General features: G+C 58.2%; 16 protein-coding genes and 1 other RNA gene. 10 read left to right on the top strand and 7 right to left on the bottom strand.

Translation table 11 applies throughout. The annotated features are described in order from the left end of the window. Positions 1 to 95: 95 nt before the first annotated feature. A complete protein-coding gene (gene argE / locus DLM_RS05825) occupies positions 96 to 1277 on the bottom strand; it encodes an acetylornithine deacetylase (RefSeq protein WP_089085485.1) in 1182 nt (393 codons plus the stop codon). A gap of 177 nt (positions 1278 to 1454) precedes the next feature. Here argE and ffs point away from each other — a divergent pair. Then, positions 1455 to 1553, top strand: an RNA gene (gene ffs, locus DLM_RS05820) — signal recognition particle sRNA small type. Between the two features lie 271 nt (positions 1554 to 1824). Further along, on the top strand, positions 1825 to 2148 hold the full coding sequence (locus tag DLM_RS05815) for a helix-turn-helix domain-containing protein (protein ID WP_089085376.1): 324 nt from the start codon (positions 1825 to 1827) through the stop codon (positions 2146 to 2148). Between the two features lie 102 nt (positions 2149 to 2250). Here DLM_RS05815 and DLM_RS05810 read toward each other — a convergent pair whose 3' ends face one another. Further along, positions 2251 to 2700 carry a universal stress protein gene (locus DLM_RS05810; RefSeq protein WP_089085375.1) on the bottom strand — a complete coding sequence of 150 codons (450 nt, stop codon included), beginning with the start codon at positions 2698 to 2700 and terminating at the stop codon, positions 2251 to 2253. 120 nt (positions 2701 to 2820) lie between these two features. On the opposite strand from DLM_RS05810, the gene DLM_RS05805 reads away from it, so the two are divergent. The 4 genes from DLM_RS05805 (at position 2821) to xerC (ending at position 5526) form a co-directional block, all read left to right on the top strand. After that, complete coding sequence (locus DLM_RS05805) at positions 2821 to 3246, top strand: thioesterase family protein (protein ID WP_089085374.1); 426 nt, start codon at positions 2821 to 2823, stop codon at positions 3244 to 3246. Positions 3247 to 3263: 17 nt separating this feature from the next. Next, on the top strand, positions 3264 to 3677 hold the full coding sequence (locus DLM_RS05800; RefSeq protein WP_089085373.1) for a TerB family tellurite resistance protein: 414 nt from the start codon (positions 3264 to 3266) through the stop codon (positions 3675 to 3677). A gap of 120 nt (positions 3678 to 3797) precedes the next feature. Continuing rightward, a complete protein-coding gene (locus DLM_RS05795) occupies positions 3798 to 4649 on the top strand; it encodes an AAA family ATPase (RefSeq protein ID WP_089085372.1) in 852 nt (283 codons plus the stop codon). 1 nt (position 4650) lies between these two features. Continuing rightward, a complete protein-coding gene (xerC, locus tag DLM_RS05790; RefSeq protein ID WP_089085371.1) occupies positions 4651 to 5526 on the top strand; it encodes a tyrosine recombinase XerC in 876 nt (291 codons plus the stop codon). A 65-nt stretch (positions 5527 to 5591) separates the two neighbouring features. On the opposite strand, the gene DLM_RS05785 is transcribed toward xerC, so the two are convergent. The 5 genes from DLM_RS05785 to apaG all read right to left on the bottom strand — a co-directional run bounded on the left by DLM_RS05785 (position 5592) and on the right by apaG (position 13109). After that, on the bottom strand, positions 5592 to 7046 hold the full coding sequence (locus DLM_RS05785) for an aminoacyl-histidine dipeptidase (protein WP_231960089.1): 1455 nt from the start codon (positions 7044 to 7046) through the stop codon (positions 5592 to 5594). Positions 7047 to 7229: 183 nt separating this feature from the next. Further along, on the bottom strand, positions 7230 to 8015 hold the full coding sequence (locus DLM_RS05780; protein WP_089085369.1) for a TenA family transcriptional regulator: 786 nt from the start codon (positions 8013 to 8015) through the stop codon (positions 7230 to 7232). 29 nt (positions 8016 to 8044) lie between these two features. After that, positions 8045 to 10489 (bottom strand): putative bifunctional diguanylate cyclase/phosphodiesterase, encoded by a 2445-nt coding sequence (locus DLM_RS05775; RefSeq protein ID WP_089085368.1) that lies wholly within the window; start codon positions 10487 to 10489, stop codon positions 8045 to 8047. Between the two features lie 332 nt (positions 10490 to 10821). Further along, a complete protein-coding gene (locus DLM_RS05770) occupies positions 10822 to 12618 on the bottom strand; it encodes an ABCB family ABC transporter ATP-binding protein/permease (RefSeq protein WP_089085484.1) in 1797 nt (598 codons plus the stop codon). A 110-nt stretch (positions 12619 to 12728) separates the two neighbouring features. Beyond that, a complete protein-coding gene (gene apaG / locus DLM_RS05765; protein ID WP_089085367.1) occupies positions 12729 to 13109 on the bottom strand; it encodes a Co2+/Mg2+ efflux protein ApaG in 381 nt (126 codons plus the stop codon). 106 nt (positions 13110 to 13215) lie between these two features. Here apaG and rpe point away from each other — a divergent pair, with 106 nt between their 5' ends. The 4 genes from rpe to trpE all read left to right on the top strand — a co-directional run bounded on the left by rpe (position 13216) and on the right by trpE (position 16942). Next, complete coding sequence (gene rpe / locus DLM_RS05760) at positions 13216 to 13896, top strand: ribulose-phosphate 3-epimerase (protein ID WP_089085366.1); 681 nt, start codon at positions 13216 to 13218, stop codon at positions 13894 to 13896. Continuing rightward, entirely contained in the window at positions 13896 to 14660 is a 765-nt protein-coding gene (locus tag DLM_RS05755) for an SDR family NAD(P)-dependent oxidoreductase (protein WP_231960088.1), read from the top strand. Before rpe ends, DLM_RS05755 begins: the two co-directional genes overlap by 1 nt. A 14-nt stretch (positions 14661 to 14674) precedes the next feature. Further along, positions 14675 to 15340 carry a phosphoglycolate phosphatase gene (locus tag DLM_RS05750; RefSeq protein ID WP_089085364.1) on the top strand — a complete coding sequence of 222 codons (666 nt, stop codon included), beginning with the start codon at positions 14675 to 14677 and terminating at the stop codon, positions 15338 to 15340. Between the two features lie 138 nt (positions 15341 to 15478). Further along, entirely contained in the window at positions 15479 to 16942 is a 1464-nt protein-coding gene (trpE, locus tag DLM_RS05745) for an anthranilate synthase component I (RefSeq protein WP_089085363.1), read from the top strand. Positions 16943 to 16975 lie beyond the last annotated feature (33 nt).

Genomic DNA, 16975 nt, shown 5'->3' with positions numbered 1-16975 from the left:
CCCGTTCAGGCGATAACCTGAACGGGTGCCACGGATTCCGGGGTCACCGGAGCGGCGATTCTGAAGCGATTTGCCAGACCATGCAAAAATATTTGTCAGGCCGGATCCTGCGTGCGACACAACTCCTCGGTCAGCCGTGCCAGCCAGTCAAAACAGGCCGCCAGTTGACTCTCCTCAATAAACTCATCCGGACGATGTGCCTGCTCGATCGACCCCGGCCCCAGCACCACGCACGGTATTCCCGCCGCATGGAACACCCCGGCTTCCGTGGTGTAGGCCACACCATCTCCGCCATGGCAGGCACACAGTTTTTCAACATAGTGCAATACCTCGCTATCAGGCGTGGCCTCGAAGGCCGGGCAATACACCCGCGGCACAATGCTGATGTCAGCCTCTGAAGCCACCTGGCGCATCTCCAGCAGCAGCTTGTCAGCGTAATCCCGCACCGAATCGACAAAGCGTTGCGGATCATCCCCCGGCAACCAACGGCACTCAAAGGTGAATTCGCAATCCTTGGGCACGATATTGTTGGCAGTACCACCATGAATGGTACCGGTCTGCAAAGTGGTGAACGGCACATCATATAAAGGTTGATGATGGCCAAAAGAAGCCTCGGTATCCGCCAGCCTGCGCACATGGGTGATCAGCCGGGCAGCGTACTCAATGGCATTGACGCCTTGGGGCGTCAAGGAAGAATGGGCGGCGCGCCCCTGCACATGGCAGTGATAATGGGCAATGCCCTTGTGTGCAATCACCGGCCGCATCGAGGTAGGCTCCCCGATGATGCAGCCGGCCACGGCCACCTGGTCCTGCAACAAGCCATCAATCAGTCTTGGCACCCCCAGACAACCAACTTCCTCGTCATAGGAAAGGGCAATACCGATGCCCTGGCGCAAGCGCCCCTGCCCCGCCAGCTCCACCCAATGCGGCACATGGGCCAGAACGCAGGCGATAAAGCCCTTCATATCGGCAGCGCCGCGACCATACCAGCGGCCATCGCCTTTGTCAGTCAGTTGGAAGGGTGGGGTTGACCATGCCTGACCATCCACCGGTACCACATCGGTATGGCCGGAGAGCAGCAACAGCGGCTGATCCTCCGTACCGATGCGCGCAAACAGATTGGCCTTGTTTCCCTCGTCATTCAGGGTGCGCCGGCATGCAATGCCATGATCGGCCAGATATTGCTGCACCCAGTCGATCAGCTCCATATTGGAATGGCGACTGGTGGTATCAAACGCCACCAATGTGCGCAGCAAGGAAAGATAGGAAGAAGACATGGCGCGATCCTGTAGACAAATGCGGTACATGGCCAAGTCTGCCCCGACTTCCCGTCGCACGGCAATATTCGGCACGCAAAAAACCGGCACCACGTCGCGCCTGCGCGTCCAAGCGCCCGACATGCATATCCTGCTTGGCAAACAAGATGAAACCGGCTATTATTCGCACTCTTCTGCGGCGGGTCTCCTCGCATTGTACGGTAGCAAACCTGGTCAGGTCCGGAAGGAAGCAGCCATAGTTACTTAGTGCAAGTGCCGAGGGTCAGGCTCGCCACCCCTCCCCTTTGTTTTCCATCATCTGTGTACATGTTTACGACATGAAGCTACCATTTTTCGGCCAAATGGTGTTCATTCCATTGTATTCATAGATAAGAATACGCTAACATAGCAAACATGCGTATGTAATCCATCCAGGAACTTAATGATTATTTTCAAATCAGATTATTCCTTATGGATTTTCTTTGCTATTTTTAGGACATAGGGCAGTGTCCTAAGCCAGAACAATAATTCAATACAATACTGTTTAGCCTTTTAAGAGGAACAACCCATGAAACTCTTTGAAAAAATCACCAACCCGCGTGAAATCCGCCGCAAGCTCGGCCTCAACCAACAGGAATTCTGGAGCCGCATTGGCGTAACCCAGTCCGGTGGTTCTCGTTACGAAAGCGGTCGCAACATGCCAAAACCGGTACGCGAACTGCTGCGTCTGGTGCATGTTGAGCAGATCGACCTGTCGAAGGTGCGCCGCGAAGACTTCGAAATCGTCGAGTATCTGAAGGAAACCCACCCTGACCTGTACAAGAGCCTGCGCAAGGCCGTACGTGCCAAGATGGAAGCTCAGGAAGGCAGCAGCGAAGCAACCGCAAGCTGATCGCGCTTTCTGATCCAAGGGCAGTGGCGCTCATCCTCGCTGATGAGCACCACTGCCCTTTTTCATGCCTGAGCCATAGCCCGCAACACCAGGTCCTTCCGCTTACTCACCGGCGTTACGCACCAGCAAAACCGGCACATCCGCCTGCTTGAGCAAGCCCTCGGCCACGCTGCCCATCAGGATGTGCATCAAGCCGCTCCAACCGTGGGTTCCCATCACCACCAGATCGGCCCCCCAGCTATTGGCATCATCCAGCAACACCGAGGCAATCTTGTCGCCCCAGCTTTCCAGGATCTTCACTTCCGGTGTCAGCCCGGCAGCCACTGCCTGCGCCTGCGCCTGACCCAGCACTTGCTCACCAGCTTGCTTGATGGATTTTTGCAGTTCTGCCGCATCAAGAAACTCGGTGCCACCCCAGCCAAACTGCGCCAGATCCACCACATGCACCAGCCGGATGGTGCTGTTCATGCTTTTCGCCAGCCGGCATGCTTCAGCCAGCGCAAGGTTGGAAGTGTCGCTGTCGTCCACCGGCACAAAAATGCGTTGGTACATAACCCTCTCCTTGTGTGTGTGTTGGTACTATGCATTCAGTCTATCAAACCGAGCCTGCCAGCGGTTGATGCAGATTAAGACAGTCGATTAGACTGAAGGCCATTTTATTCAGGTGAAATCATGGCCCGCATCAAGATTGCGCTTCCCGAGCACTTCCTTTACCAGACCAGCATGGAGGTTCGCATCGGTGACATCAACTATGGCGGTCACATGGCCAATGATGCCATTTTACGGCTGGCCCATGAGGTACGCTTGCGCTGGCTCAACAGCATGGGTTACAGCGAACTGGATGTCGAAGGTGCCGGGATTATCATGGCTGATGCTGCGATAATGTACCGCGCCGAGGTCTTTCATGGCGACAGTCTGCTCTTCAAGCTGGGTATATGTGACCCCAACAAATATGGGCTGGATATCGTCTACCAGGCAATCGATGGCAACAGTGGCAAAGAAGTGGCAAGATTGAAGACGGGAATCGTCTTTTTCGACTACCAGACCCGTCAGGTGGCCACCATGCCACCGGCCTTCGCCACCAGACTCAACCAATAACAACAGGGGATTCCGTCATGCGTCCATATCCGATCAACAGCCCGCAGGCCATTGCCCGTTTACTGGCAATGTTCATGATTTCCGATGGCAATATGGATCCGCGCGAGCTGGACTTGCTAGAAGACGTCAACGTGTACGATCTGATCAAGCTGCCACGCAAACAGTTTGCTCAGGTGCTGGTGGAATACTGTGACGACATTTCTGACGAGGCAGAGCAGGATGGCACCATCCATCTGCTGGACAGCGACCGCATCGAAGCCATGCTGGCAGAAGTGACCGACCCGAACAAACGCATTCTGACCTGCGTTCTGGCCATGGACATCAGCAAGTCCGACGGCACCATCAGTGATCCGGAAATCGTCCTGCTACGTCACATGATGAAAGAATGGAACATCAGCCTGGAAGATCTGGAACGCCAGTTCGTGCGCTGAAATCGCTGGCAGCAGTCTCACGGAACACACGAGGACCGTGTGCTGCCAGTCAAGCAGTCTGAAAGCCGCCCCGGCTGTCCGCGGCGGCTTTTGTACGGAATAACAACAAGGCCAACCCACATGAACACACGCTTTAACGGCAGCGCCAGCTATGTTGCCACCGATGATCTGATGATGGCGGTCAATGCCGCCATCACCCTGCAACGTCCGCTGCTGGTCAAGGGAGAGCCTGGCACCGGCAAGACAATGCTGGCTGAAGAAATTGCTGCCAGCCTGGGACGCCAGCTCATCATCTGGCCGATCAAATCCACCACCAAGGCACAGCATGGCTTGTACGAGTACGATGCCGTATCGCGCCTGCGCGATTCGCAACTGGGCGACGCCAAGGTCCACGACATCGGCAACTACATCATCAAGGGCCAGTTGTGGCAGGCATTCGAAGCCGAAACCGCACCGGTGCTGTTGATTGACGAAATCGACAAGGCCGATATCGAATTCCCCAACGACCTGCTGCGCGAACTGGACCAGATGGAGTTCTTCGTGCATGAAACCCAGCAGTTCATCCGCGCCAGACAACGGCCCATCATCATCATCACCTCCAATAATGAAAAAGAACTGCCCGACGCCTTCCTGCGTCGCTGCTTCTTTCACTACATCCGTTTTCCGGATCGGGCCACCATGCAATCCATCATCGAGGTGCATTATCCCGGTCTGCAGCAACAACTGGTGGGACAGGCACTGGAAGTGTTCTTTGCCATCCGCGAATTGCCTGGGCTGAAGAAAAAACCAACCACGTCCGAACTGTTGGACTGGCTGAAACTGCTGACCGGCGAGAACATTGACAGCGCAGAACTGGCACAGCGCCATGCGGAAGCCAGCCTGCCGCCTCTGGCCGGCGCACTGCTGAAAAACGAACAGGATCTTTCCTTGTTTGAGCGGCTGGCCAATATGGCCAGACTGCGCCGTGGCTGACATGAGCGATCTGCTGCAGGACTTTGCCCAGCAACTGCGCCTACAGGGCAAGAGCCCGCACACCCAGGATGCCTATCTGCGGGACTTGCAGGCGCTGCAGACCCTGCTGGAGCCCGCCGACTGGCTGCATGTCAGTGCTGGCGACATCCGCAAGGCAATGGCCATCCTGCACGCAGGCGGCATGCGCAGCCGCAGCCTGGCGCGCAAGCTGTCGTCCTGGCGACAGTTCTTCGACTGGCTGTTGCGGCAACAACAACTGGATGCCAACCCCTGTCTGGGTCTACGCGCTCCCAAACAGGACAAACCACTGCCCAAGGCACTGCCGGTCGACGGTACGGCGGCACTGCTGGAACACATTCCGCCGGAAGACACGCTCAGTCTGCGTGATCGCGCCCTGTTCGAGCTGATGTACTCTTCCGGCTTGCGCCTGTCCGAAGCAGTTAGTCTTGATCTGGCCGACATGGACCTGGCCGACCAACTGCTACGGGTACGTGGCAAAGGCAACAAGACCCGCCTGCTGCCGATTGGCCGCACCGCGCTGACATACCTGCAACAATGGCTGCAGGAAAGAGTGGCAGAACCGGGCTGCCAGGCAGTGTTTGTGGGCAGGTATGGCAAACGCCTTGGTGCGCGCCAGGTGCAAAAGCGTCTGGCGGAATGGGCGATACGCACCGGCATGGACCGGCACGTCCACCCACACATGCTGCGCCATTCCTTTGCCAGCCATTTATTGCAGTCATCCGGCGACCTGCGCGCGGTGCAGGAGCTGCTGGGACACGCCAATCTTTCTAGCACCCAGATCTACACCGCATTGGACTTCCAGCATCTGGCCAAGGTGTACGATGCTGCCCATCCGCGTGCGCGCAAGAAAGACTGAGGCCGCTGGCATGCAAGAAAAAGCGCCGCATGCTGGCGGCGCTGTTGCTCAGATGCACGTGCTGCTTAACTGCGGCGCGGCACCGCGGCCAGTACGGCCTTGAGCAGTTGCCAGGCCTTGTCCACCGAGGCCAGTTCCACACGCTCTCCCGGCGCATGCGCCCCGCGGATGGTGGGACCAAAGGAAACCATATCCATGGCGGGATATTTGGCCCCGATGATGCCGCACTCCAGACCGGCGTGAATGACCTGCACCCCAGCCTTGCCGCCGAATTCCTGCGTATAAACCTGCTGGAACAGGGCCAGCAAGGGCGATTGCGGATTCGGTGCCCAGCCGGGGTAGCCGCCTTCCATTTCCACGGCAAAACCGGCCAGGCCAAACAGGCTTTCCACTTCCCGCGCCAACATCCAGGTGCCGGAATCCAGCAGCGAGCGCACCATCAGATTGGCAAAAACCTTGCCCTGCTCCACCCGCACCACCCCCAGATTGTTGGAGGTTTCCACCACACCACTGACGCGTTGGCTCATGCGTTTGACCCCATGCGGTGCGGCGTGCAGTGCCGCCAGGATGGCCGCCTGATCAGCCGCCGCCAGCACGCTGGTGGCCGAGGATGACTCGGCAACCACGGTGACGCCCTCATCCACACCCGCCAGTTCGAACCGCAGCAAGGACTGGAAGGCATCCAGCTTGGCTGCCACACGCTGTGCATCGGCTGCAGGATAGGCCACCTGGGCAACGGCCTCACGCGACAAGGCATTCCGCGCGGTGCCGCCCACAAAGGAGATCAGACGCAGGTCTGTTTCGGCTTCCAGCTCACGCAGCAGGCGCACCAACAGCTTGTTGGCATTGCCACGGCCAAGATGGATATCGGCACCGGAATGCCCACCCTTCAGGCCACGGATCAACAGGGACACTGTCTGATAGCCGGCCGGCAGGGCAAGCGTGTCATAGCTGCGTGTGACATTGACATCCACGCCCCCGGCACAGCCCATGTAGAACTCACCCCACTCTTCGGTATCGATATTGATCATCATGCTGCCTTGCAACAGCCCTGGCTCCAGTCCCAGCGCCCCCCCCATGCCGGCTTCCTCGTCCAGAGTCATCAGCACTTCGATCGGGCCATGCGCAATATCATCACTGGCCAGCACCGCCAGCCCCATGGCCACACCAATGCCATTGTCTGCGCCAAGCGTAGTGTTTTCCGCCACCAGCCAGCCATCCTGCAAGACCGGGCGGATCGGATCCTTGAAGAAATCATGCTCCGTGCCGGCATTGGCCTGGCACACCATGTCCAGATGCCCCTGCAATACCACGCCGACACGGTCTTCCAGACCGGGTGTAGCCGGTTTGCGTACGATCAGGTTGCCCGCGGCGTCCACCACGGTTTGCAAACCGCGCAACTCGGCCCAGCCCTTCAGATAGTCGCGTAGCTGCTGTTCGTGCTTGGAGGGACGGGGGATGTCGCACAGGGTCTGGAAATGCTCCCAGACCGCCTGCGGCTGAAGCTCGGCAATATTCACCACAATATATCCTTTGACATGACATGGTGACGGGCATCTTGTGCGCCGTCAGCGATAGTGCGTGGCAGAGACTGTCAATGACAGCCCTGTTTTGTACACAATCGACTTTAGCATGCGCACGCCGTCCGGTCATGTGGCATTGCACTGCGGGCCTGCCCTTGCCATGGCAACATGGCTCTGAAATCAGGCAGGACGCATCAATCCGGCAGCCACCGGCGGTGTGGCCGAGCGCATGTAGTAGTCCAGCAGCATGCGCATGAACTGATGGCTGCGGCAGATGGCGTGCCGCAGACGGCTGATGGTTTCCGCAGATGGATTCAGCCCCACCAGGGTGACGATGATTTCCAGCGCCTCCCAGGGATGGGCATCATCATATTTGGCGTGCAGCTTCAGCCATTTCATGGCCTTGGCACGCACTGTTTCATCAAATAGCTGGGCATAGTGGGGCTCGGCGCACACCCGCGCCGACCACTCACCCGTTGCACCTTCGATGGCATAGTTGGTTGCTGCTATGGCCACGGCCAGGGAGTCGCGGTCGCACACCTGCCAGCACCACTGGCTCAGGCACAAGGTTTCCAATGCATGCGTGCCATGCAGCATGGCAGGCACATCCACCCCGGATGCCGCAGCCCAGTTGACCCAATGGTCGGCGTGATTCTGTTCTACCCGGATATTGCGGATCAGGTAACGGCGCGCCATATCCTGCCCTGGTCCCTGCCCATAGCGGATCTTCAGCAGATTCATGGCCATGTATTGCGGAAACTGCTCAATCACCGGCCAACCACCAGACAGGAAGGCTTTGTGCGTTGCATGATCCAGGCAGGCTTGCTGCATCCGGCCAAACAATTCGTGCTCCACCACCTCGCTTTTGTAACGGTCGCAGTGATAGACCAAATCCTGCGTCCAGGCCGGATAACTGGAGACATCCATCAAGGGACCGGTGCGGACAAATGGCTGCTGGTCTGACATGTTTCACTCTCTCCTGAAAAGGACCGTCATTACTTGCGATCAGGCAAGCGGTATATCGCCGGTTCCGGTCGATTGCGGGCTGGCGCGACAAAGGGCTGCGGCTCGCCAATATGATAGCCCTGTGCATAATCCACGCCGATTTGCTGCAATACGGCGAGAATTTCCGGCAGGCCAACAAATTCTGCAATGGTTTTTTTGCCAGTGACATGGCCGATATGGTTGATCATTTCCACCATGGCGCGGTCTACCGAGTCATTCACCATGTCCTTGACAAAGCTGCCATCAATTTTCAGGTAATCCACCGGCAAATGCTTGAGATAAACAAAGGACGACATGCCAGCGCCAAAGTCATCCAGCGAAAAGTGGCAACCCAGGCTCTTGAGTTCGCTGATGAAGCGCGTGGCTTGCTGCAAATTGGAAATGGCACTGGTTTCGGTCACTTCAAAACAGATCATCCCGGGCGGAATGGCATAGCTGACAAACTGCCGGCGGATAAAGTCGAGGAAGTTGTCATCACACAAGGTGGCTCCGGACAGGTTGATGGCACACAGTGCAATGGAATGATCGCCGTGTTGCCGTTGCTGCCACAGGGTTTCGAAGGTCAGGCGCACCACGATGCGGTCTATGTCCGGCATCAGGCTAAAACGCTCGGCTGCCGGAATGAAGGCAGCAGGCAGGATGATACGGTCAGTCTCATCCCGCAGCCGCAGCAGCACCTCGACATGCCGCCCTTGCTTCTTGCCGTTGGACTGCAAGGGGATGATCTCCTGGCAGTAAAGACAGAACCGCTCCTCCTCCATGGCCGAGCGCAAGCGTTGTACCCATGCCATTTCCACCGAGCGGACTGCCAGTTCGGTATCTTTGGAACTGTATAGCTGGATGCGGTTGCGTCCCTTTTCCTTGGCCATGTAGCACGCGATGTCTGCCGCCTGCATGGCCTCGGCCAGCGTAACGCCGGGCTCACCCAGAAATACCAGTCCAATGCTGGTACTGATGGAAAACGGGATGCCTTCCCACTGGAAACCGGCTTGCTGTACCGCACGGCGCAGACGATCTGCCTTATCCAGCGCACCGTCAATGCGGCAGTCCTCCAGCAATACACCAAACTCGTCGCCACCCAAACGGGCCAACACATCGGATAGGCCCAACTGCTCCTGCAGCACCCGGCACACCTGACGCAACAGTTCGTCACCGGCGGCATGGCCATTGGTGTCGTTGACCAGTTTGAACTGGTCCAGATCAACAAACAGCAGTGCATGCGAGGTATCGGTCACCATCAAGCGGCTGAGCGCACGGGTTACGCGCTGTTCGAATTCACGCCGGTTGTACAGGCCGGTGAGGGCATCATGCGCCGCCTGCCAGGAAAGGTGGCTGATGTATTGCTGCTCGATGGATTTGTCATGCAAGGCCAGCACCAGCCCATCCACCTCCCCGTGTGTATCCCGAATGGGCGAGACCACCAGAGAAACCATGTGGCTGCTGCCATCCACACTTTGCAGTCTCAGGCTGGGATAAGTTTGCTTGTTTTCACTGTGGGCGCGTAACTGGCTGGCCGTCACCAGCTCCATACCGCTGCCGGACAAATCTATCAAGGAGAAGATATCTTCAAAATAACGCCCCAGCACTTGCCGCCCGCCACCGATCAGGTGCTGGGCCACTGCATTCAGATAGCGTAGCTGGCCGGACAGATCAATGGTGATCACCGCATCACCAATGGCATTGAGGGTGGTTTCCACCCTCTCTTTCTCGGCATTGAGTTCCGCTTCAAAGCGGGCAGACTGACGCAGCAAGGCGTGGACCTGGCGTACCGTCAGCAGCAGCAGGGCCGCGCCGGCCAGCAGATTGAGCCACAGCAGCAGGGACGTGGCAAAGCGCGACCCCTGACCCAATACCTCGGAAAACGCACGTGCCGGCGACTTGAGTTCTTCGTTGATCTCGACAATGCGGCTGCGGAGCAATTTCAACTCATCATCACTGATGTAGCCATGATTGAATGCGCCATGCAGACGTTCGGCAATGGCCGCCGTTTCGGCCACATAGCGGTCACCGATTTCCCAGTACTGAATGGCCTGGCTCAAGTAGCTGACATGGCGGAACCACAGAAAGGCGGTGATGACATTGTCGATGTCATCCGGGTGATTACCACCCTGTAACAGTCCGGCGCGGGCCATGTCCAGATCGGGCGAGATCCGATCCAGTGCCAGCCGGGCCTGACGATCCCCCAACTGGATGGCGATGGCATTCTGGTACGCGTGAAAATCCTGCTCGGAACGGCTGCCGGCATAGCGTGAGAGATAGTAGATGGCATCTTTTTGCGCCTTGGACCATAAGCCCTCGCCACCCACATAGGCACGGATGGTGGACAGCGCATTAAGGCTGAACACGCTCATCAGCAGCAAGGCACCGACAATGGCGACGAAGGGCCATACCACCCGGATCAGCTTGCGGCTGCCATTCCTACTCATCGCTGTCATTAAGCTCCCTTGCTTGGTTTTACGCGATACGCAGCTGTGCTGACAGCTGGCCTCGACAGGTGGCAAATCTGGCAATGGCTAGGCAGCGAGCGGCAGCATGCGCCGGCTGCAGTTAGCTTGCACTTGCGAGTGGGGGCGATAATCTATCAATATTATTTGAATGTCTATTAAACAAGCTGTCAATGCCAGAGCAATTGCAGCGGAATATCACTCTCTGGATATAGCCCGCTTTTACCGTGATGCCCGGCTGATTTTGCAGCCAGGTGCCACGAAATGGAAAAGGCTGCCACAGGCAGCCTTTTTCTTCATGCACCAGCCGCTAACGTCGCGGGTCAGACCGGCACTTCCTCACCATCCTGCTGCTCCTGCTGCAGCCGCCACATCTCGGCATAACGCCCACCCAGCTCCAGCAAGTCACGGTGGGTGCCGCGTTCGAGCACATGACCACCATCCATCACGATGATCTGGTCGGCATCCACAATGGTGGACAGCCGATGCGCAATGATCAGCGTGGTTCGGTTGGCAGCAATGCTGGCCAGTTCATGCTGAATGGCCTTTTCCGTACGGGAGTCCAGCGCGCTGGTTGCTTCATCAAAAATCAGGATGGGCGGGTTTTTCAACACGGTGCGGGCAATGGCCACCCGCTGCTTTTCACCACCTGACAGCTTCAGGCCACGTTCACCGACCTGTGTGTCATAACCATCGGGCAGGCTCATCACAAAATCGTGAATATGCGCAGAACGGGCAGCCTCCATGACTTCTTCGCGGCTGGCACCAGGGCGGCCATAGGCAATATTGTAGTAAATGCTGTCATTGAACAGCACCGTATCCTGCGGCACGATGCCGATGTGGGCCCGCAGGCTGTCCTGGGTAAGCTGGCGGATGTCGCGACCATTGATGCTGATGCTGCCACGGGACACATCATAAAAACGGAACAGCAAGCGCGACAAGGTAGATTTGCCGGCCCCACTGGCCCCCACCACGGCCAGCGAACTGCCTGCCGGTATCTCAAAATCCAGCCCATGCAGAATGGTGCGCTTGCCATCGTAGCCAAATTCCACATCACTAAAGCGGATACCGGCCTGCCGGGTATCCAGCACGCTGGCACCCGCGGCGTCGTCCACCTCCTGATGGGTGGAGAGCAAGCCGAACATGCGCTCGATGTCTGCCAGCGAGTGCTTGATCTCGCGGTAGATGAAGCCCAGGAAGTTCAGCGGGGTATAGAGCTGGGTGATGAAGGTGGCCACCAGCACCACATCACCCACCGTCATTTTGTGCTGCACCACGCTGTTTGCCGCCAGCACCATGATGAGGGTGACACCGCTGGCAATGATGACCCCCTGCCCGGCGTTGAGCATGGACAAGGACACCTGATTCTTGATGGCAGAAGCTTCCCACGCAGCCAGATTACGGTCATAGCGTGCCGCTTCATACGCTTCGTTATTGAAATACTTCACGGTTTCGTAATTGATCAACGCATCAATCGCCTTGGCATTGGCCTTGGAATCCAGGTCGTTCATGCTGCGCCGGAACACCGTGCGCCATTCTGTCACCACCAGGGTGAACAGGATGTAAATGCCAATGGTGCCCAGCGTGACTGCCGCAAACTCCCAGGCATAGCGACTGAACAGGATGACCGATACCATGCCGATTTCCAGCAAGGTCGGCAGAATGTTGAACACCATGAAATTGAGCAGGAAACCGATACCCTTGGTCCCGCGCTCGATATCCCGGCTCATGCCGCCGGTCTGCCGCTCAAGATGAAAGCGCAAGGACAGGCGGAGCAAATGCTGGAACACACCACGCGCAACGCTGCGCACCGCCCCCTGGATGACGCGGGCAAATACGGCATCACGCAATTCCCCCAGCACACTGGAGGTCAGCCGGGCCAGGCCATAACCCACCAATGCCATTACCGGCACCGCCAGCATGCTGGCCGGAACAGACAGGCGGTCGACAATATCCTTGAGATAAAGCGGCACGGTCACTGCCGCCACCTTGGCCAGAATCATGCAGCTCAGGGCCAGCAGCACCCTGCCCTTGAAGGCCCACAAATAGGGCAGCAGCGTTCTGAGCGTTTGCAGATCGTTACGGTTGGCGGGCGCAGGGCCGCTATGGGTAAAACGCATGAAGACTACCTGTCGGATGGCCAGCCGCAGCCAGCACAAGATTGGACACACCCCGCATGTCCTCGCGGTACTTACGGGGTGAGAAGGTGGCAGTGCCGGGCTGGCACCGCTTAATGCAAGACGCGCGGTGCCACCAGCGTCATTTCCGGAATGGTGACATCAAAGCGCTTGCCGTCATCCGCCAGCATCTGGTAACTGCCCCGCATCGAGCCATAAGGTGTTTTCAGATGCGTAGCGCTGCTGTATTCGAAAGTCTGGCCCGGCTCCAGCCGCGGCTGCTCCCCCACCACACCCATGCCGCGTACTTCCTGCTCCTGATTGTTCGCATCGGCAATAATCCAGTGACGGCTGATCAGTTGGGCGGCTTCATTACCGGTATTGGTCAGACGAATGCGATAACCGAACACATAAACGTCGGTTGCCACATTGGATTGCTCCGCAATGTAGTGTGGTTCGGCTTCTACTTCAATCTGGTAGATTTTGTCTGCCATGCTGTTTTCCTTGTGCTGGTGTGCTGCATTTTATCGCGCTGGGCCGCGCTGGCGCGGTAGAATAAGCGCCTATTTCATGACTCCATCCGTGTTTGCAAGGTAGACCATGCGCGACTTCCGTATTGCCCCCAGCCTCCTTTCCGCCGATTTTGCCTGTCTGGGCCAGGAGGTGCGCGATGTCATCGCCGCCGGAGCCGACATCATTCACTTTGATGTCATGGACAACCATTATGTCCCCAATCTGACCGTAGGCCCCCTGGTATGTGAAGCCATCCGTCCGCATACACAAGCGCCCATCGACGTACACCTGATGGTCAAACCGGTGGACAGCCTGGTGCCGATGTTTGCCAAGGCCGGTGCCGACATCATCACCTTCCACCCGGAAGCCTCGGAACACATCGACCGCACGCTGGGACTGATCAAGGAATCCGGCTGCAAGGCCGGGCTGGTTTTCAACCCGGCCACCCCGCTGTCCTATCTGGATCACGTGATGGACAAGATCGACATGGTGCTGATCATGTCGGTGAATCCCGGCTTTGGCGGCCAGTCTTTCATTCCGCATGCGCTGGAAAAAGTGCGCGCCGCGCGCCAGCGCATCGATGAGTATACCGCCAAGCACGGCGGAGAAATCTGGCTGGAAGTGGATGGCGGCGTAAAAGTGGACAATATCGCTGCCGTGGCTGCCGCAGGTGCCGATACCTTCGTCGCCGGTTCGGCCATTTACGGTCAGCCCGACTATCAGGCCGTGATTGCCGCCATGCGCGCCGAACTGGCCAAGGCAGCCTGATGCAGGCCGCCATCATCAGCGGTGCCTCACGCGGCCTGGGCCTGGCCTTGACTGCCGACCTGCTGCAGCGCGGCTGCATGGTGGTTGGCCTCGCACGGGAACACAGCCCAGCTTTGCAGCAACTGGCGGTCCAGCATGCAGAGCGCCTGCACTTCCTGCGCGCCGACCTGGCCGACAGCGACAGCCTGCACGGCATCATGGCCGAGGCCTTGCAATGCCTGCCGCTGGAGCAGATTACCCAATTGCTGCTGATCAACAATGCCGGCGTGGTCAGCCCCATTGCCAGTGCCGGTTTCTACCCCACAGCCGAAGTATCGCGTGCGCTGGCCATCAACCTGACCGCACCCATCTTGCTGACCGATGCACTCTTGCGGCTGACCGATACGCTGGAATGCGAACTGCGCATTGCCTGCATTTCCTCAGGCGCCGCCGTCAAGGCTTACCCCGGCTGGGGCATCTATGGCAGCAGCAAGGCCGGGCTGGACCACTTCTGCCGCCATGTGGCGACCGAACAGCAAGCCGGTAACGTACGCATTGCCGCCATTTATCCTGGTGTGATTGATACGGACATGCAGGCCAGCATACGTCAGAGCGACCCGCAGCAGTTCCGCGAACTGGGGCGCTTTACTGCGCTCAAGCGTGATGGCGGCCTGAGCACGCCACAACAGGCGGCCCGCAAGATTGCCGATTATCTGCTTAGCACGGTGTTCGGCATGGAACCCGTCATCGACATCCGGCAATTGCCGGATAATGCACAATATTGAACCTAATCCAAGCCATGAATCTGAAACACATCAAAGCCGTCGCCTTCGATCTGGATGGCACCCTGGTTGATTCCATTCCCGACCTGGCCGCTGCGGCCAACGCCATGCGTGAGCATCTGGGCCTGCCCGCCCTCACCGACTTGCGCATTCAGGAGCATGTCGGTGACGGCATTGCCAGCCTGGTCCACCGCGCCATCACCGACGAACGCCACGGCCAGGCCGACGCTGCCATCTGGGAGCAAGGCTTCAACTTCTTCGTGCGTTACTATCACGCCCACCTGACTGACAACACCAGGGTTTATCCCGGTGTGCGCGATGGCCTGGGCCTGCTGCGGGCCTTGCAACTGCCGGTGGTGGTGATCACCAACAAATCGGAATACCTGGCCGTTCCGCTGCTGGAGCAGCTGGATCTGCGCGATGCCTTCAGCCTGGTAATCGGCGGCGACACCCTGGCCGAGAAAAAACCTTCCGCCCTGCCCTTGCAGCATGTTTGCGATGTACTGGACATCCAGACCAGCGAACTGGCCATGGTTGGCGACTCCGAAAACGACATCCTGTCGGCCCGTGCTGCCGGGTCCACCGCCATTGCGGTGAATTACGGCTATGCCGATGCCACGCAGTTGCAAGCCGACCTCGTCATCGGCAACCTTGCCGAACTGTACGATTTGATGAAAAAATAAAGCCTCGATTTTTCATTCCACATGGATAAAGCCTGCATCATGACTTTCCTGCCCGCACCGGCCAGTTGGCGATGGCAACGCTGAGCCACATCCTGTTCATCCCTTTCGCTTTCAATCCGGTTTCAAGGTAGCTCACTCATGACGCAAGACGAATTCAACCGGCTGGCCACCGCCGGCTATAACCGCATTCCAGTCACGCTGGAATTGTTTGCCGACCTGGACACCCCGCTGTCCGTGTATCTCAAGCTGGCCAATCAGCCCTACTCCTATCTGCTGGAGTCGGTAGTGGGTGGAGAGCGTTTCGGTCGCTACTCCTTCATCGGCCTGCCCGCCACCACGCGGCTGCGTGTCAATGCGCGCAAGGTACAGGTGGAGTATGGCGACAAGGTGATTGAGCAACACGAAGGCGACCCGCTGGCCTTTATCGAAAGCTTCCAGCAGCGCTTTACCGCCCCGCCGGTAGAAGGCCTGCCGCGCTTTACCGGCGGCCTGGTGGGCTACTTTGGCTACGACACCATCCGCTATGTGGAAAAGCGCCTGGCCGCCACGCAAAAGCCCGACCCTATCGGCACACCCGACATCCTGCTGATGGTGTCCGAAGAACTGGCGGTAGTGGACAACCTGTCCGGCAAACTCTACCTGATTGTGTACGCCGATCCGGCGGTACCGAACGCACTGGCCAAGGCAGAAAGCCGGCTCGGGCAATTGCGCGCACGCCTGCGCGAACCGATGGAAATTCCACTGTCGCTGCCCTCGCAAATCAGCAAAGCCATCTCTGAATATGGCCAGGAAGAATTCAAACAGGCGGTCGAACAGTGCAAGCGCTACATCGTCGATGGCGACATCATGCAAGTGGTACTGGCGCAGCGCATGCAAATGCCCTATAGCGACTCGCCGCTGTCGCTATACCGCGCGCTGCGCAGCCTGAACCCCTCACCCTATATGTTCTTCTACCATTTCGACGACTTCCACATCGTAGGCTCGTCACCGGAAATCCTGGTGCGCCGCGAGCAGGAAACCGTTACCGTTCGCCCCATTGCCGGCACCCGCGTCCGCGGCAAGAACCGTGAGGAAGACGAAGCACTGGCCGAAGAGTTGCTCTCCGACCCCAAGGAAATTGCCGAACACGTGATGCTGATGGACCTTGGCCGCAACGATGTCGGCCGCGTGGCCAACACCGGCAGTGTCAACATTACCGACAATATGGTGATCGAACGCTATTCCCACGTGATGCACATCGTTTCCAGCGTGGAAGGTCGCGTCAAAGGCGATGTGTCCAATATCGACATCCTCAAGGCCACCTTCCCTGCCGGCACCCTGTCCGGTGCCCCCAAGGTACGTGCCATGGAAATCATCGACGAATTCGAACCGACCAAGCGCGGCGTTTACGGCGGTGCCGTCGGCTACCTGGGCTTTAACGGAGACATGGACCTGGCCATCGCCATCCGCACCGCAGTCATCAAGAACGACACGCTCTACGTGCAATCCGGTGCCGGCATCGTGGCCGACTCGGTGCCGGAATCCGAATGGCAGGAAACGCAGAACAAGGCACGTGCCGTCATCCGCGCAGCAGAGCTGGCGCAAGCCGGACTTGATGCCTAAGCAATCACTTACCCCACCCTGCCCAGCAACCCC

Source organism: Aquitalea magnusonii (assembly GCF_002217795.2).
GTDB classification, from domain to species: Bacteria; Pseudomonadota; Gammaproteobacteria; order Burkholderiales; family Chromobacteriaceae; genus Aquitalea; species Aquitalea magnusonii_B.
The sequence above is the reverse complement of the archived record's forward strand: the minus strand, read 5'-3'. Positions and strand labels throughout refer to the sequence as shown.

Bases quoted from the DNA above. Each gene is read 5' to 3' on its own strand.
- argE (WP_089085485.1), bottom strand. From the start codon at position 1,277: ATGTCTTCTTCCTATCTTTCCTTGCTGCGCACATTGGTGGCGTTTGAT.
- DLM_RS05815 (WP_089085376.1), top strand. From the start codon at position 1,825: ATGAAACTCTTTGAAAAAATCACCAACCCGCGTGAAATCCGCCGCAAG.
- DLM_RS05810 (WP_089085375.1), bottom strand. From the start codon at position 2,700: ATGTACCAACGCATTTTTGTGCCGGTGGACGACAGCGACACTTCCAAC.
- DLM_RS05805 (WP_089085374.1), top strand. From the start codon at position 2,821: ATGGCCCGCATCAAGATTGCGCTTCCCGAGCACTTCCTTTACCAGACC.
- DLM_RS05800 (WP_089085373.1), top strand. From the start codon at position 3,264: ATGCGTCCATATCCGATCAACAGCCCGCAGGCCATTGCCCGTTTACTG.
- DLM_RS05795 (WP_089085372.1), top strand. From the start codon at position 3,798: ATGAACACACGCTTTAACGGCAGCGCCAGCTATGTTGCCACCGATGAT.
- xerC (WP_089085371.1), top strand. From the start codon at position 4,651: ATGAGCGATCTGCTGCAGGACTTTGCCCAGCAACTGCGCCTACAGGGC.
- DLM_RS05780 (WP_089085369.1), bottom strand. From the start codon at position 8,015: ATGTCAGACCAGCAGCCATTTGTCCGCACCGGTCCCTTGATGGATGTC.
- DLM_RS05775 (WP_089085368.1), bottom strand. From the start codon at position 10,489: ATGACAGCGATGAGTAGGAATGGCAGCCGCAAGCTGATCCGGGTGGTA.
- DLM_RS05770 (WP_089085484.1), bottom strand. From the start codon at position 12,618: ATGCGTTTTACCCATAGCGGCCCTGCGCCCGCCAACCGTAACGATCTG.
- apaG (WP_089085367.1), bottom strand. From the start codon at position 13,109: ATGGCAGACAAAATCTACCAGATTGAAGTAGAAGCCGAACCACACTAC.
- rpe (WP_089085366.1), top strand. From the start codon at position 13,216: ATGCGCGACTTCCGTATTGCCCCCAGCCTCCTTTCCGCCGATTTTGCC.
- DLM_RS05755 (WP_231960088.1), top strand. From the start codon at position 13,896: ATGCAGGCCGCCATCATCAGCGGTGCCTCACGCGGCCTGGGCCTGGCC.
- DLM_RS05750 (WP_089085364.1), top strand. From the start codon at position 14,675: ATGAATCTGAAACACATCAAAGCCGTCGCCTTCGATCTGGATGGCACC.
- trpE (WP_089085363.1), top strand. From the start codon at position 15,479: ATGACGCAAGACGAATTCAACCGGCTGGCCACCGCCGGCTATAACCGC.